Origin of the sequence: Acinetobacter pollinis (assembly GCF_015627175.1) — a bacterium.
Taxonomy (GTDB): Bacteria; Pseudomonadota; Gammaproteobacteria; order Pseudomonadales; family Moraxellaceae; genus Acinetobacter; species Acinetobacter pollinis.
In genome coordinates this window covers 24,968-41,113 of record NZ_VTDQ01000021.1, presented here as the reverse complement: position 1 = coordinate 41,113, position 16,146 = coordinate 24,968, and the positions used below count along the sequence as shown (strand labels likewise).

Annotated in this window: 19 protein-coding genes; 11 read left to right on the top strand and 8 right to left on the bottom strand. The window is 32.8% G+C overall.

What is annotated here, in order from left to right; all coding sequences use genetic code 11:
• Both I2F23_RS09040 and I2F23_RS09035 read left to right on the top strand, forming a co-directional pair.
• Positions 1-227 (top strand): glycoside hydrolase family 68 protein (locus I2F23_RS09040; RefSeq protein ID WP_195772274.1); only part of this gene is annotated, 227 nt, incomplete at its 5' end.
• Between the two features lie 74 nt (positions 228-301).
• Positions 302-607, top strand: a complete 306-nt coding sequence (locus I2F23_RS09035) for a phage holin, lambda family (protein WP_195772273.1) — start codon at positions 302-304, stop codon at positions 605-607.
• Positions 608-676: 69 nt separating this feature from the next.
• Here the strand turns inward: I2F23_RS09035 and I2F23_RS09030 are convergent, their stop codons facing one another.
• Positions 677-1,027 carry a hypothetical protein gene (locus I2F23_RS09030; RefSeq protein WP_195772272.1) on the bottom strand — a complete coding sequence of 117 codons (351 nt, stop codon included), beginning with the start codon at positions 1,025-1,027 and terminating at the stop codon, positions 677-679.
• 250 nt (positions 1,028-1,277) lie between these two features.
• On the opposite strand from I2F23_RS09030, the gene I2F23_RS09025 reads away from it, so the two are divergent.
• From I2F23_RS09025 to I2F23_RS09015, 3 genes are all read left to right on the top strand, one after another.
• Positions 1,278-1,667 (top strand): lysozyme inhibitor LprI family protein, encoded by a 390-nt coding sequence (locus tag I2F23_RS09025; RefSeq protein WP_195772271.1) that lies wholly within the window; start codon positions 1,278-1,280, stop codon positions 1,665-1,667.
• A 383-nt stretch (positions 1,668-2,050) separates the two neighbouring features.
• Complete coding sequence (locus tag I2F23_RS09020) at positions 2,051-2,368, top strand: hypothetical protein (RefSeq protein WP_195772270.1); 318 nt, start codon at positions 2,051-2,053, stop codon at positions 2,366-2,368.
• 252 nt (positions 2,369-2,620) lie between these two features.
• On the top strand, positions 2,621-3,223 hold the full coding sequence (locus tag I2F23_RS09015) for a GGDEF domain-containing protein (RefSeq protein WP_195772269.1): 603 nt from the start codon (positions 2,621-2,623) through the stop codon (positions 3,221-3,223).
• Between the two features lie 57 nt (positions 3,224-3,280).
• Here I2F23_RS09015 and folC read toward each other — a convergent pair whose 3' ends face one another.
• Positions 3,281-4,513, bottom strand: a complete 1,233-nt coding sequence (gene folC / locus I2F23_RS09010; protein ID WP_195772268.1) for a bifunctional tetrahydrofolate synthase/dihydrofolate synthase — start codon at positions 4,511-4,513, stop codon at positions 3,281-3,283.
• A 101-nt stretch (positions 4,514-4,614) separates the two neighbouring features.
• Positions 4,615-5,772, bottom strand: a complete 1,158-nt coding sequence (locus I2F23_RS09005) for an FAD-dependent monooxygenase (RefSeq protein ID WP_195772267.1) — start codon at positions 5,770-5,772, stop codon at positions 4,615-4,617.
• 89 nt (positions 5,773-5,861) lie between these two features.
• Between I2F23_RS09005 and I2F23_RS09000 the strand changes: the two genes are divergently transcribed.
• Positions 5,862-6,302, top strand: coding sequence for a MarR family winged helix-turn-helix transcriptional regulator (locus I2F23_RS09000; protein WP_195772266.1), 441 nt, complete (start codon positions 5,862-5,864; stop codon positions 6,300-6,302).
• Positions 6,303-6,448: 146 nt separating this feature from the next.
• Positions 6,449-6,793 (top strand): DMT family transporter, encoded by a 345-nt coding sequence (locus I2F23_RS08995; protein WP_195772265.1) that lies wholly within the window; start codon positions 6,449-6,451, stop codon positions 6,791-6,793.
• Between the two features lie 259 nt (positions 6,794-7,052).
• Here I2F23_RS08995 and I2F23_RS08990 read toward each other — a convergent pair whose 3' ends face one another.
• A complete protein-coding gene (locus tag I2F23_RS08990; protein WP_195772264.1) occupies positions 7,053-7,523 on the bottom strand; it encodes an Lrp/AsnC family transcriptional regulator in 471 nt (156 codons plus the stop codon).
• 175 nt (positions 7,524-7,698) lie between these two features.
• Between I2F23_RS08990 and I2F23_RS08985 the strand changes: the two genes are divergently transcribed.
• Together I2F23_RS08985 and ggt are read left to right on the top strand one after the other, a co-directional pair.
• Positions 7,699-8,274, top strand: a complete 576-nt coding sequence (locus I2F23_RS08985) for a LysE family translocator (protein ID WP_195772263.1) — start codon at positions 7,699-7,701, stop codon at positions 8,272-8,274.
• Between the two features lie 114 nt (positions 8,275-8,388).
• Complete coding sequence (gene ggt / locus I2F23_RS08980; RefSeq protein ID WP_228285406.1) at positions 8,389-10,092, top strand: gamma-glutamyltransferase; 1,704 nt, start codon at positions 8,389-8,391, stop codon at positions 10,090-10,092.
• An 80-nt stretch (positions 10,093-10,172) separates the two neighbouring features.
• Here ggt and I2F23_RS08975 read toward each other — a convergent pair whose 3' ends face one another.
• From I2F23_RS08975 to I2F23_RS08960, 4 genes are all read right to left on the bottom strand, one after another.
• Positions 10,173-10,628: an NUDIX hydrolase gene (locus tag I2F23_RS08975; RefSeq protein ID WP_195772262.1), complete on the bottom strand. Its 456-nt coding sequence runs from the start codon at positions 10,626-10,628 to the stop codon at positions 10,173-10,175.
• 202 nt (positions 10,629-10,830) lie between these two features.
• On the bottom strand, positions 10,831-11,496 hold the full coding sequence (locus I2F23_RS08970; protein WP_323127197.1) for an FG-GAP repeat protein: 666 nt from the start codon (positions 11,494-11,496) through the stop codon (positions 10,831-10,833).
• Between the two features lie 60 nt (positions 11,497-11,556).
• On the bottom strand, positions 11,557-11,880 hold the full coding sequence (locus tag I2F23_RS08965) for an ArsR/SmtB family transcription factor (protein ID WP_195772260.1): 324 nt from the start codon (positions 11,878-11,880) through the stop codon (positions 11,557-11,559).
• A gap of 173 nt (positions 11,881-12,053) precedes the next feature.
• Positions 12,054-14,246: a TonB-dependent receptor gene (locus I2F23_RS08960; protein WP_195772259.1), complete on the bottom strand. Its 2,193-nt coding sequence runs from the start codon at positions 14,244-14,246 to the stop codon at positions 12,054-12,056.
• 598 nt (positions 14,247-14,844) lie between these two features.
• Here I2F23_RS08960 and I2F23_RS08955 point away from each other — a divergent pair.
• Together I2F23_RS08955 and I2F23_RS08950 are read left to right on the top strand one after the other, a co-directional pair.
• Positions 14,845-15,375, top strand: a complete 531-nt coding sequence (locus I2F23_RS08955; protein ID WP_195772258.1) for a Csu type fimbrial protein — start codon at positions 14,845-14,847, stop codon at positions 15,373-15,375.
• Between the two features lie 66 nt (positions 15,376-15,441).
• Positions 15,442-16,143, top strand: coding sequence for a fimbrial biogenesis chaperone (locus I2F23_RS08950; protein ID WP_195772257.1), 702 nt, complete (start codon positions 15,442-15,444; stop codon positions 16,141-16,143).
• Positions 16,144-16,146 lie beyond the last annotated feature (3 nt).

Sequence of the window (16,146 nt, the reverse complement as noted above, 5' to 3'; positions counted from 1 at the left end):
TAATGCCAAATGGTTTAGTTACCTCTTTTATCGATTCGGTTCCATTGGCAGATGGCTCTTATCGTATTGGTGGTACAGAAGCGCCAACAGTACGTATCGAACTGCAAGGAGATCGCTCTTTTGTACGTGAAACGCTTGATTATGGTTATATTCCTGCCATGCGTAACATTACTTTAAAGCGTCAAACAACGTCTACAGCCTCGATAGCTGTAGCAACTGAGGTCTGAGAGAATGCATGACATTCTACTCTGTAAGGTTTGCTTCAAGTTCTTCTTTTAGCAAGATGAAAGAGGAGGTCTCTATGTCCCATCAAGTACAGTTGTTAGAAGTGCTTCGGTTATGGTGGCAAGAGGGTATTACATTGAATGGAATTTTAATGTCTATCACGATTGCAGTATTACGGATGATGTACTCAGGTGCATCATGGACTGCCACAGTTTTTGAAGGGTTATTATGTGGAGCACTTTCGATGACCGCAGTGTCAACGATGGATTATTTTAATATCCCTAAAGATTTAACTGTTGCTATTGGAGGATTTATTGGGTTTATTGGGGTGAAAAAAGTATCTCTCCTCATTAACCGTATCTTAGATAAAAAGTTTAAATAATTATTAGCGTTTAGAAGCTCCTCTTTAAGAAAGGGGAGCTTCTTTTATACAAATAGATATATTTAAATGTTAGAACTTAATCCACATATAAGTTAATCCATTTCGATCTGGAACAACACCTTTTGCTTGGTTTATTAAACCTGTTGTACAATTTCTACTTGAAAATGAATTCACTGTATAGTTTGTGCCATTGGCAAGCTGTAAATTTAGCATAATCCATTGGTTATTTTTAAGATGTCTATTCGATAAACCATAACAAACCCCATCTCGTGCTACCTGAAAAAAATCTGTGCCTACAACAGAAATTGAACCAGCCGCATTCCAATTAGTTTGAATCTGCATCATATGTGTGCCGTCGTCTGCAAATACTGTAGAAGATATAAATGTACTAACCAATAAAGCAAAAATTGTATTTTTCATTCATAAAGCTCTTTTAAGAGAGAAAGTTAAATCATATTAAATGCATCCAAAATTTAGCGGACGCATAATATTTTTGCATAAAAATTAACAAAAATATCTTTATTTGTGACTTATTTAACAAAATACTTTATATGTTCTATTTGTTAAGTAATGTTTAACATAAAAAATCATGTCTCATATAGAAAAGTATTTTGAATCAAAGTAATTTAGTTAGATCTTATTTGCTTTAAAAGTATGGATACTTTGTATTATGAAGACGTTATTTGCCTATACTGTGCTAATGCTTACATCAGTGAATCTCTTTGCACAGGACTGTAAAAGTGCAGTGACACAAACGGATATGAATAGTTGTGCAAATATTGCCTTTAAGACCTCAGATAAAAAACTTAATGAGGCATATCAAAAACTTATGGATAATAAGGATATAAACTTCAAAAATCTTTTGAAAGAATCACAACGCTCATGGATAAAATTTCGTGACAATGATTGTAAAGTACAAAGCTATCCCACTAGAGGAGGTTCAGCACAAGCAATGGTTCGTTTAGATTGTTTAAAAGAAAGAACCGACCAGCGATACAATGAGTTAAATTCAATGCTGACTTGTGAGGAAGGCGATTTGGCTTGCCAACCAAAATTATAAAACTTTAAGTAATATAGATAAATATTTATTCTCTTTGTTAAAAAATCATTATATTACAATAGCTTGTAATTAGGTTTTCTACTGAGTGAATTTATTTATCTATTTAAAATTTAATAATATTATATTGTATGAATGGAGTGCATAGGCTAGAAAATAAAGCGTCTGTAGCGTAATATTGAAGAATAATACAGATTAAGAATTTAATATTATAAGACATGAAAAATTTATTCTATTTTCTCTTAACTACAATATTTTTTTTGTTTATTTCAATAAGATATACTCAATATTTAATTATGAGTCCAATTTGGATTATTAATGTATTTATTTCCTATTATCTAATAAAATTTAGAAAAATTATCAAATCTACTTTTTTTGGCATATGTATGTCTTTTGTGGTTATTTTTGTATCGGCCTATTTTTTTGATCAAGGAAAGGATCTAAAAACTAAGTTTTTGTTAAGTACAATTAGTACAGTAAATATACTTATTTTTGTTTATTCATTTTATTATATTCGACTATTTTTTCTAAAATCAAAACGTTTTTATAAAACAATATTAATTTCCCTTCCAAATATTATTGGAGCGTTTGTAGGGGGAATTTTATTTATGCTCTCTTTTAAAATAGGAGAAAGATACTATGAATTTTTAGACTATTTCTTAGAACAATTTGCCACAGGAATTAGTATTTTTTGTATTTTATAGGGGATAAAAGAATGGTATAAAATTGACTATAAAGATTATATTTTAGTTGCTATATTTCTATTTGTTCAATATGTAATTTCAACAGATTCAATATTTTATGCGTGTTTCATTTTCCCATTTTTAATGTGCTATATTTCTGTTAAATATAAGTTTAAAGAGATCTGTTTTCTATTTGGTTTGTTGGCATTTATATGTAGTGTATATATTACAATTCCACTTTCTGGAGAATATTGGAACCAACAAGAAATATATATGCTTTCTAAAATTAGCTCATATCGTCTAGCGCTTGGTTGCTACTTAATTGTCTTCTTATTTATTAGTGAAATTTATTCTAGAAATAGACAGTTAAATTATGAATATAAAAGAATGATGTTTTGTGATGAATTAACTGGATTAAAAAATAGAAGATATGTAAGAGAAAAAGTATTAGAAAAATATATTTTTCAGGACGGGTACATTCTACTATTAGATATTGATGACTTTAAAAAAGTAAACGATAAATATGGTCATCATATAGGTGATTTAGTAATTAAGCATATTAGTAACCTACTAATTCATTTTAATCTTGAAAATAAGGTTATTTCTAGATGGGGAGGTGAAGAATTTCTTATTATATCGAGTAATAAGACTAAGCAAGAATGTATTGCAACTTGTAACCAGATTCTGGAATTATGTAATAAAATACCATTTGGTAAAGAAAATATTAAAATTCACGCAACTGTAAGTATTGGAGCAGTCAGCTTTAATTCTTTTGACTCTAATAGTTATGAAAAGCTTATTCAGGAAGTAGACCGTTGTTTATATGATGCAAAAGGATTAGGAAAACGACAATATAAATACGGTGGCATTTTTTAATTAAATGAAGAAACATAAGAAGAAGGGAAGGATAATTAATATTACCCTTCCCATAAATTATAGTTGTTGAAGAACAGGAGAAACTGCTTTAAAAGATCCGAATACCACTATAACATCTGATGGATCTGCTGAAATATCTGCAGCTTGCCAAGCATCTTTGATATGTCCATATTCATGTGCATTCGCTAAATATTTGGAAATATCTTTAACATTCGAACTTCTTGGACCATCTTCTAATCCAGCACAGTACCATTGGTCTGACAATGTTTGAGTTAATTGTATAACACCTTCAATATCTTTGTTTTTGAGTAAACCTACAACGAAAATATATTTTCCTATCTTGGGAAAAGCTTCTAACTTTTTACGTAGGTAATCTGCAGAAGCAGGATTATGTGCAACATCTAAAATAACAGTTGCTTTGTTTGGTCGATCTATGACTTGAAATCGTCCTGGTAAATTGTCTTCAATCAAAACCTGTTTAAATACATCTAGTTTAAAGTTAAGTTGACTTTCTTTTAACGCAACTAAAGCCAGTGCAGTATTTTCTAAGGGCATAAGTGGGATTGGCAAATCTGTTGCGTATGTATTTCCCTGAATACTTAAACTCCAACTGGTTTCATTTTTGTTTTGTATAATCCAATCCTTATTACGAATTAATCCTTTTGCCTGAATCTCCTGAATATAATTGATCACAGACTCAGGTGGATTCTGATCTCCAACTAAAGCAATTTTATTTTCTCTAAAAATACCTGCTTTAGTTGTACCAATTTCATCTCTATTCTGACCAAGCCAATCAACATGATCTAATGCAACATTTGTAAGTATAGAGATATCAACATCAATGATGTTTGTTGCATCTGTCGCACCCCCCATACCTACTTCAATAATGGCAACATCACTTTGATTTTGCTGAATGAGAAAAAATGCAGCCAATGTATTAAATTCAAACGGGGTGAGTGAAATATCTCCACGAATTTGGTTAATATATTTAAATGCTTGAACAAAGCTTGCATCATCTAATTGTTGGTTCTGTATACGAACACTTTCATTATATTCTTCAATGACAGGGGAGCTATACACACCTACTTTATAACCAGATTTAAGCAATGTCATTTCTAGAGTATGGCAGGTTGTCCCTTTGCCATTTGTTCCTCCAACAAGAAAAACAAATGGTGCGGGTTTAAGGACATTCATTTTTGCTGCGACAGCTTTAATACGTTCCAATCCCATATCAATATTCTGTCCATGTAGGCTGTCAATATAATTGAGCCACTCTTTCATTGTATTCATAATTTAACCGTCAGATGAAATATTGCTTACATCACTATATTGTATATAAAAGTTATAAAATATACATAATAGTTAAAGATATGTCATATTTCTGAGTAAGATTAACGATTTATTTTTACAATTTGTCGCCCACCAATTCTCAGTAATATTCTTCTAATTAATGAAACTGTTGGTGTAGCAGGACAAAAAACTTGTGATTTTATTGGAACCAATAATCGATGCTTTTTAATCATTGGTCTCATTTTCTTTTCCCAAGCTTCAAGAGCCACATGAATGTTTTCATGTGCACTAATTGCTTCAGCCAACTCGTATCCGCCATCGATCGCTGCACTTGCTCCCATACCTGAATATAACGTTAAGCACCAAGCTGAATCACCGACCAAAACAACCCTACCTTTTGACCATTTTTCCATATTCACCGTATTGACGGAGTCAAATAAATAATCTTTACTGTCTTTTAAACTTTCTAAAGCTTCTTGAATAAGCGCTTGATTTGGCATGTCCTTATATTCATGCTCTAAATTCTCAATCGCTGTACGTTTGAACTGATCTGTAGGATCCTTACAACGATATGCAAAGAGTGCAGTATTTGGATGATCTGCTAATGGAAAAATCCAAAGTGATTTTTGGGGTTGTACAAGCATAATGCCATCATTTTCTTCGGAATGATGTATGCCCGTTTTAAGCTGATAGGCACAAATCATAGAACCCATATACTGAAGATATTTCTCATGTGGCCCAAAAACAATTTTTCTAACGGTTGATCGTAAGCCATCACATCCCACGACTAAATCAAATTGCTCATGGTACTGTGTTTTATCACTATTTTTTTGCAATGTGACCTCTACTTGGTCACCTGACTCTTGGATTGAAATAGGTATAAGATCATATTTTACCGATATATTTTCCTTTTCAATATGTGTCCATAAACCTTCTTCAATATCTCCACGTAGTAGAACCGCAGGTTTAGTTAACTGGTCAGCAAAACCTGCAACACGAATTCGACTCCCATCATCTAGTAAGTCCCAATTGTTTGATTTTGAAGGTGTTCTTGTATGTATATCTGGAAGTACTCCAAGCTTTGAGGCTGCCTGTTTACCAGTACCTTGTAAACCAATGAAATACCCCCCTGTTCTTCTTTCTGTTGCTCGTTCGATAATAAGAGGTTCCCATCCTTTTTTCTTCAAGGCAATCGCTGTTGCCATACCACCAATACCCATTCCAACAATTAATACTTTTTTTTCATTTTGCCAATCCAAAATTTTCTATTATCAATTATTATTACATAGTAAGTTAAACTTGCAAGTTTGGCTTACTATTTTAATATATTGCAGCATAAAGGTATCTTATGGATCATATCTCTTCTTTAGAGCAAAATGTAATTGATCAATTACGCCAAGTGGTTTCAGTTTTAAAAAAGCGTTTATCTACTCAACCTACATTCGCTAGTTTAAGCTCATCACAATTAAATGCACTTATTTATCTCTATAAAAATCATACTGGTACAGTGAGTGAATTAGCAAAAGAAGAAGAGATTTCTGTTCAGTCTATGGGGGTAAATATTCAGTATCTAAAACAAAAAAATCTAATCACAGCCGTGAAAGACCCTAACGATGGTCGGAAAGTATTACTTTCCTTAACACAAGAATGTGCATCAAACATCGAAAAATTTAAAAAGACAAGTGACTTATGGGTTGCAAAAAAAATTAGAAATAAGCTAACAACATCTGAACAAGAAGAGTTATTACGTGGCGTTCAGCTACTTAAGTCTATATTTTCAGAGGATTAAAAGTATTGTTTTATGAGTTCTTTTATATTTCATAAGAAATTTTCTACCTAAAGATCAAAAATTAAGTGAATTTTTTCTAAAAACAACTTGAAGAATTTATATATATATTTAACATACCTACCAAATGGTATGTTTGAGATTTGGTGATGAACAATATTTTATTTGCATATATATTACTGAGCTGTGCAATTATTTCGGAGGTTATTGGGAGTAGCTTTCTTGTAAAGTCCGAAGGGTTCACAAAAATAATTCCCAGTATTATGGTCTTTATTCTTTTTAGTATAGCCTTTTATCTGTTATCACAAGTGATAAAAGTCATTCCACTAGGTATTGCATATGCGATATGGGGAGGTGTTGGCATCGTATTAACTGCCCTCATCGGTTATTTCATATTTAAGCAGACGTTAGATCTAGCAGCAATAATTGGAATAGGATTTATTGTATGTGGTGTAATTATTATTAATGTATTTTCTCATTCTGCTGGACATTAAATAATTAATATATTTAGGTAAAATAGTATTTAGATCCCTTCTTTAAAAAAATCTAGGGATTCTATCTAACTAAATATAGAACACTATGAATAGAATTGTCTCTTGAGAGTACATAAAGTATCTAGTTAGTCCAGATTACTACGCCAATACTCGCTTAGCCAAATTTCATCTATCTATGCTAATACTTCAGAGACTATCGTAGCACCTCATATTAAGATAATGAAAGAATGACTCAAATATAGACAAGAATATATTTATTTTAAATAAGTGGAAATCCCTTGAAGGGTTTAATTTCTTTTAAAACAAACATACTTTGCATTTCTTTAATACCAGGTAATCGACGAATCACAAACATTGAAAAATCTGCATATGTATCTAAGTTAGAGGAAACTATTTGTAATAAAAAGTCTGCATCACCACCCATACTATAACAGGCCACAACGTTATCTAATGCAATTACCTCTTCTTCAAATTTTCTAGCCTCTTTTTCGCTATGACTGTCAATAGATACTCTTATAAACACCATTACACTGAGATTTAATTTTCTACGATCTAAAAATACGCCATATCCCTGAATGATTTTAGTCTCTTCTAACCGCTTTACTCTACGCCAACATGGTGAAGTAGAGAGGTTCAATCTTTCAGACAATTGCGATGTCATTACCCGAGAGTCTGACTGTAATATTTCTAGAATTTTTAGATCAGTTTTGTCTAAATTTTTATTAGGCATCATTTACCTCAAATGAATATAAGATAGGAAATAAATACCTATTTTTTAGAAATTTATAGCATAAATAAGCTAAAAATACCCTTATATTTATTCAAAAATAATTTAAGTATTCAATTAAAGATGTCTAAACATGTCATATTCGTCTCAAACTCTTTTATATGCTGGAAGTTTATTCTTGGCAGCTTTATTACCCGGCCCAGGTATGCTCGCAATCATGCTACAAACTTTGAAACATGGAAAAAATAGTGGTTTTGGTATGTTATGTGGTCTTATTACAGGAGATATTATTTTTTTATGCATTGCTATTTTTGTTGTTAACCCGATTATTCATCAAATATTAGGTATGTCATATTATCTATTTATTACCTGTAGCTGCTACTTATTTTATTTTTCTTACCGACTATGGTTTTTTAAAGGAGATTTACTATATTTAAACCCTGAAATTTCGAAAAAGAATATATTTTCTACCTATGGTAATGGATTATTCATCACTTTAAATAACCCTAAAACCATTTCGTTTTATATTGCCTTTATACCTACTATTTTAAGCTCACCTACAATAGGCATAGAAAGTGGATATATTATCTTCACAACCATATTCATTCTTACAATAGTTGGACTCATCTACATCTTTTCTTCTTTATTTATAAAGAGATATCTAATCCCTCTAAAAAATCAAAAGGTTTTTCTGAAATCCTTAGCTATAGTTATATGTCTATTGGCTTTAACCATGTTATATAACACAATCTAAAATAAAATACGCTTATTTATGCTATCTAAAAATAGTTTTATTATAAAAGCTATTGGCACATAATTTGCTAAAGATATTTACTAAAGCCAGCTATTAAAATCAGGTCTATGTGTATTGTGTATAGCAATAACACCATTAAGTTATGCTTTAGCTCCAACCAATAATGCACTAACACGATATGATTATGAAACAGATATTTTTCACCCTATTCATGCACACAATGGAATGGTTGCATCGGAACAAGCTTTAGCAACGCAAGTTGGTGTAGATATTTTAAAAAAGGGAGGAAATGCCGTAGATGCTGCCGTAGCGATGGGGTTTGCTCTAGCGGTCGTACTTCCTAACGCAGGAAATATTGGTGGTGGTGGGTTCATGGTCTTGCATGATGCTAAGACTGGTAAAGATTTCACCCTAGACTTTCGTGAAATGGCACCAGAAAAAGCAACTCGTAATATGTATTTAGACCATAAGGGCAATGTAATTCCCGATGCTTCACTACATACACATAATGCGATAGGTGTGCCCGGTACTGTAGCAGGCATGGAATATGCCTTAAAGAAGTGGGGAACTTTACCACTTTCAGAAGTGATTCAGCTTTCAATTGCATTAGCAAAAAACGGTATACCCGTTAGCCCTATATTTGCCAAAATACTCAAGGCTGAAGGAGACTATTTAGGAAAGTGGGACAGTACAAAAGCCATTTTCTTTAAAAACAATATGCCACTTCAAGAAGGCGACCTTCTCGTTCAAAAGGATCTGGCAAACTCACTGCAACTGATTGCAAAACATGGTAGTCAGGTCTTTTATTCTGGTGAAATTGGGAAAAAAATTATTGCAGAGATACAACGTCATGGCGGCATTATGACAGAAAAAGATCTACATAATTATAAGGTCGTTGAACGTGCTCCTATTGTGGGTGACTATCGCGGATATAAAATTATAACTATGCCACCGCCAAGTTCTGGAGGTATACATATTGTACAAATGCTGAATATACTCGAGCATTATCCAATGAGTAGCTATGGCGTTAATAGCGCTCAATCGATTCATTACATGGCCGAGGCAATGAAATTAGCCTATGCAGATCGTTCAAAATATTTAGGCGATCCAGATTTTACACATGTTCCAGTCTCTGGGCTCATCTCAAAAAAATATGCAGATCATTTAGCAGAAAGTATTTCACCTGATACCGCCCGACCATCAAATACCATTCAGCCAAATAATCCTGTCCCATATGAGAGTGATCAAACTACACATTTTTCAACGGTAGATCGATATGGAAATGCTGTAGCAGTCACCTATACTCTTAACTTTAATTTTGGTTCAGGTATTGTTGCTACAGGTACAGGGATTTTACTGAATGATGAAATGGATGATTTTTCAGCCAAACCAAGCGTACCGAATGGTTTTGGTCTTATTGGAGGAGAAGCAAATGCAATCGAAGGGAAAAAGCGACCATTGTCATCAATGTCACCAACCATTGTACTCAAAGATAATCAGCCATGGTTAGTCACAGGTAGTCCAGGTGGTTCTCGCATTATTACGACGGTACTACAAACGATTATAGATAGCATAGATTTTAAAATGAACCCTGCAGAAGCTGCCTCTACATCTCGTATTCACCATCAATGGCTACCCGATGAGTTATATATTGAAAAAGGTATCAGCGCAGATACTGTTCGTATATTAGAAAAACAAGGCTATAAAATTAAGCAGAATGCAACAATGGGACGCACACAGACAATTCAGATTTTGCCAGATGGTCTATATGGCTATTCTGACCCACGTAATCTTGATGGTGCAACTCAAGGCTACTAAGTAAAAATCCTACGATGCACAATGTTTAAAGAGAATATCTCTTTAAACATCTTATTCATTATTATGATTGTAGAAATATTTTAAAGTTGATGAGGAGTATTTATCAAAAGAATATCGACAAGATCTTCCGGAAAAATTTGCTCTTTTTTTTGCCTTAAATTTTTTAGATTCCACCACTTGTACGCACAGATTGTTTTTATTTCATTCAAAGTCCAATGACTGGTGTCTATTTCACTTTGTTGTACAAATACAATAAAAAATTGTTCTTCGGCAAAAACAATCTCTGCACTAGGCAGTTGCATTTGAAAATCCCTTTTAGCAATACAAGAACCGACGCTTTTTCTTAAAATTCCTGTCTCTTCATAAAGCTCTCTAGAAGCAGCTTCTTGGAAAGATTCATTTTCTTTTAAACCACCTCCAATTGTTGCCCAATATTTTTTACCTGCCAAAGCACCTTGAATATGAGAAAATTGAAACAGTAAAACTTCTAATTGCTCATTAATAACTAATATTCTTGAAGACTTCCTTGTACGCATTAGATTGATCTCTTTATATTTAAAAATTTTATATTTCCAATTTTTAAACTCTTAATATTCATTTAAATTTAATCAAAAATAAATTTGCTATATAAATTCCAACCAAATAACCAAAAAAAATTAGTGAAGAGGACTTTTAAATACACAATATTATGTGAATAATTTTTTTTTACATATACCGAAAATAATCAATAAATCTAGCCTATTGGTTAAAGTATTTAACTTTCTCTCGCCATTTTCCATGAATAAGTTGTCGACTGGTTACTGTAACTTTATTTTCTGTTGCTTCTTGAATCGTTTCTTCAACCAATAATAAGTCTTTTTTGGGTACAACTATATATTCTGAAGTTGTGTGATAACAGCATCCACTTTTATTAAAAGTTATAATACGTTTACGTGCTTCATCTATGGTGAACATGCCTAAGTTTTCTTGCGTTAGCGACGAGAGCTCTTTACTGAACACAAACTTATGCTTTGTCTTATTAAAAACATAAATATCGTAAACTGGCCCTCCATAAGCGCCATCATTACCATTACGAATAGCAACATCTTCAGTACCATCAAAGTTAAAATCACCAAAAATTAATGGACTTTGCTCACCGTAAATCTGTACAACATTTGCACTAGGCTTCGAATTATTATCTAAATACATAGTCAACTCATCAGAATAGAATTTCTGAAATACAGTCTTTTGACCTTTTTTAAATAACTTAATTTCTGCTTTCGCATCACATAGTTCTTGTTCACATGTGGTATTGATGAATGCATTATATTGTTTTGAACCATCTTGAATTTCAAAACTCTGTGCATATATTGTTGGTAACGATATGATAGAAAAAACACCAAATAGCTTAATGAATAATTTAATCAATTGGTTTCTCCTTTATATTTACCAATATATAATCTAGATTTTACAAAGTAATCTAATCTATTCAGATATCGAATGATTTTCACTTTTTGAAAAGGCTTTCTTTAGAGCACGTACAATATCTTCAGTTGTTTTTTCTTTCACGTAGTATTTACTTTTTTGTGCATCTTTTTCTTTATATAGTATGTTTTCATCACACATTTTCGTTAAATGCTGAGAAGCTGCAGATATGCTCAAATCACACTCCGCCGCAATTTCTCCATTGGTCAGTCCCGGACGATTCATCACAGCACAGATCATAAGTAAGCGCTGAGGATTACTGATAATCTTTAGGAAAGTAGTCGCTTTAACTGCATCTTCAAAAGTATCCGTTAGATCTTTCATAAAGTTCCTTTTCATATATGGGTTCAAAAACACTAAGATTAGAGAGGCATAATTACTGTGTCAAGGCATGTCATCCATTTAAAATATTCATCAAGTTCACTTGCTTCGTTTTATTTCATAAGAGTGACATAAAAAATTAGCGCCGATTTGGCGCTAAAATTAGATATTATCTTTTAAAAATCGAAACTTGCACTGAGCATAAATGTTCTTGGCGCACCTGCATTCAGATAGCCATAGTTTTCATATCCTCCAACAGAAGCCCAGTAGTCTTTATTGAATACATTATTTACAGTAAAGTTAAATTTGGTCGGAATATTAGAAATATGAGTCTTATAAATAGCACCTAAGTCAAATCTTGTCCAACTTGGCACTTTGAGTTTATTGGCATTATCTGCATACGATGCGCCTGTATATACAATGCGACCATTTACAGCAATGTCATTTGGAATAGGTAACTGCCATGTTGTTTCTAAATTCGCTTGGAATTTTGGAACACCAATCACACGTTTCCCATCGTAAGTTCCACTTGTGGTTTCTTTTTGTTTAGCATCCAACCATGTTGCTCCGCCTAAAAGCTTTACTCCATCGGATACTTTTCCATAAGTTGTCAACTCAATACCATTATGACGATCTTTGCCATCTGCAACATAATATAAGCTGTTATTAACAATACCGCGTTGCTTTTCTGTCGAGAAAAAATCAGCCGTCAGACCAAACAGTTGGTTATCAAATTTAATCCCTACTTCCTTTTGTTTAGAAACGTAAGGACTTAGTTGTTTTCCTAAAGATTGAATAGCAGTTGAAGGTGCTGTACCTCCTGCTATTAATGCTTCAATATAATTACCATACACTGCTATTTCAGGCGTAAGCTTATAACTTAACCCAACTGCAGGTGTGAATTTCCCTTTACTATAGCGCGTATTTATACTCGTATTATATGTATAGCTATCTGCAACCATTTTCTGATAACGCCCACCCAACATTACAATGAGTTTTTCATCAAATGCTTTAAGATTATCTCCCAGTGCGAAGCTTTGTGAACGATTCCGTGCCGTAAGTTTTGGATTATCTAAGGTATTTCCTTTAAATGCATTTGCTAATACTGTAGGTTGATCAGATTGAGTGGGCTGATACAAGTTGTTCCTAATATTATTGAAGTAGTCCATCACATAAGCATTTTTAGTATCTTGTTGAAATGCTAATCCAGATAAGACAAGATCATGCTCAACAGAACCGGTAAATGCTTTCATCTTAAGCCCGAGTTCACCTGTATTAATATCATCTTTTCTTGCATTGTCGAACCGATAGAATGTTCCTGCGCCAGTAGAAGCATTAGACAGTGTAAGATTTGCTATACTATTATGTTCTTCTCCATGTCTAAACCCATAAGCAGCATAAGCTGTTATACGGTCTGACAAGTCATATTCAGCACGATAACTCCCAAAAATGTCTTCTTCATTTGAATACGACCATTTTTGAGCAAAATTACTTGAGGCTTTAGGAGCATAAGGTACGGATGTTACTGTACTTCCTAATGTAACATTCGGTCTTGTTGCTTTTAGACGATTATTGCTATAACCCATATCGCCCGATAAACGTAAGCGATCATTATGATAATCTAATCCAACTGCAAATAATCCAAGTGATGCTTTTTCATTATCAATACTGGTATTACCATCTCGAAAAGCCGTATTTACACGTATACCAAATTGTTTTTCTGTACCAAATCTACGAGAAATGTCAGCAGAAACTTCACCACTATTGAAATCACTACCAACTGTTAAACGTGTCATAGGTTCATTTTTTGCTCGCTTAGGCAATAAATTAATTGCTCCACCTACACCGCCATTTCCCGGAGTTGAACCATTTAAAAAAGCAGATGCGCCTTTCAAAACTTCTACACGCTCAAACAACTGAGAAGGAATATATTGACGAGGTAAAATACCATATAACCCGTTATAAGCAGTGTCGTCAGACCCTAAGATAAAGCCACGTATAAAATAAGATTCCTGAAAGTTACCAAAACCTCTTGCAAGTCTTACGCTTGGATCACCCTGTAATACATCGCCTACACTTCTTGCATTATGTTCTTGGATATATTCGTTGGTATAACTTGTAAGATTAAATGGGGTGTCTATATTTTTTTGATTACCAAATAATCCAACTTTGCCACCTACAGCGACTTGACCACCAGCATAACTTGGCATTAACCCATTGGCTGATGCATCGGCACTTGCAACAACTTTAATTACATTTAACTGTTGAACTGCTGAATTTGTATCAGATGACATAAGATCATCACTATGTGCAGCAGTTTGTAAAATGATTGCTCCGATCATAAGAGTAAGTCGTTTAACTTGAAGCATACCAATAGGCCTAGGAAATGTTACAAACATGTAATTATGAATGATAATTATTACTATTAATACTTATTTTTCAGAAATTTTTAATCCCCCCTATCAAAAAATAAAATATAATTAAAATTCAATATCTTATAATTAAAGAATAGTAGATTTTGAGGTGTTCTATATTTTTGTAAGCTTCAATTGTTGTTAATTTTTTATACTAAGAATCTATACTAAAGTAAAACTACTTTATTGCCTTATAGAACTCGCCCTATTTATACTTTTTTTATATATTAAAATATTATGTTTTATCTATTTTTAGTATTATTACAGTGATCTACGTCTATTTATATTTACTATTTTAATGATCGATAAATTTAATTTTACCGTGTAAATGTATACATAATTTAAAATAATGTCTATTGCATCAATATCATGATCGAAAAGACAAGATATTTAGATTGTTACCATCTGAAATATTATCGTTACTAGAATTAAACAATTAAAAATAATTGATATAATAATACTATGTGAAAAAGCTTTAAAAGGCGATTATAAAAAGATTGACCTATAAATCTTGTTTACATCCTTTTTATTAAAAGTTTAGCAAGGTCATATTATGAATAAGGTCTCTTTAGTATTATCAGTAGCTTTAATTAACTTAGCAATAACGAATATAGCGCTTGCAGCTACAGCGACAGGTACGCTAACCGTTAAAGCCACAATTACCAATAGCTGTGTTGTGAATACAAGTGCAACAGGTACCGTAGCTGGCGCAGTACTCGATTTTGGAACAGTAAGCTCATTTACAACTGCTGTAACTGCAGATACCACAACAACTGGTGGTACCTCTATTAAAGTATTGTGTAATAACACTGTGCCATGGACGCTAGCCCTTGATGGTGGTAAAAACGCATCAAGTAGCCAACGTCGTATGATTGGAGGTGCATCAAGTAATGAATATATTCCTTATAACCTTTTTTCAGACTCTGCACGCTCAACAGCAATAGGTATTAGTACAACTGCATCAAGTGGTACGGGCACAGGTGCGGTTCAAACTGTAAACGTATACGGTACAATTCCTGCAGGAACAACTCTTCCAAGTGCTGGGAGCTATTTAGATACTGTAACGTTAACAGTAACATATTAATTCAACTGAGATAAGCATCTCATCTAAAGGTGCTTATCTTCTGTCTATCTATAGTAGCTTAAAAAAATGAAAAATAATGCACTCATCGCTTTTATATTGATGCTATTCCCAAGCATGATATTTGCAGCTTCAATGCGAATTTCGCCAATTAGTGTTGAAATTTTAGATACTCAAAATGCGTCGTCTATTAGTTTGTATAATCAATCAAATGAAAGTACAGACTTACAAGTTAGAGTCTTTGAGTGGACACAAAAAAATGGACAAGATGTGTTGACCCCTACGGATGATATCGCAGTCAGTCCACCTATTCTCAGTTTACAAGCTGATGATTCTTTCAATTTAAGAGTAGTTAGAGTTGACTCTACTCCTGTTTTAAATGAAAAAGCTTATCGTATTATTATTGATGAACTGCCAAAACCTATTGACCATCGTAAGGCAGATCAAGGTTTAAATATTTTATTAAGATCTTCTTTACCTATGTTCATTACAAATAAAAATGCAACGAGCAAAATAGAAGGAAAAATAAATACAGTTTCAGATAATAGCTTTGCTGTCATTAATAATACTGGTAGCAGACACATTTTTTTAAGTAAGCTAGTTATTATTGATAAGACCGAAAATAAAAGTTATCCAATTAAAGTGAATACATTAAATGGATATTTGCTCGCAGGACAAACAAAAAACTACTTCATTGAAAATTTTAAATACCAACAAAGTCACCAATATATGATTTCTACAACGGTTAATGGTAAAGATACTGAGCTCTAATAG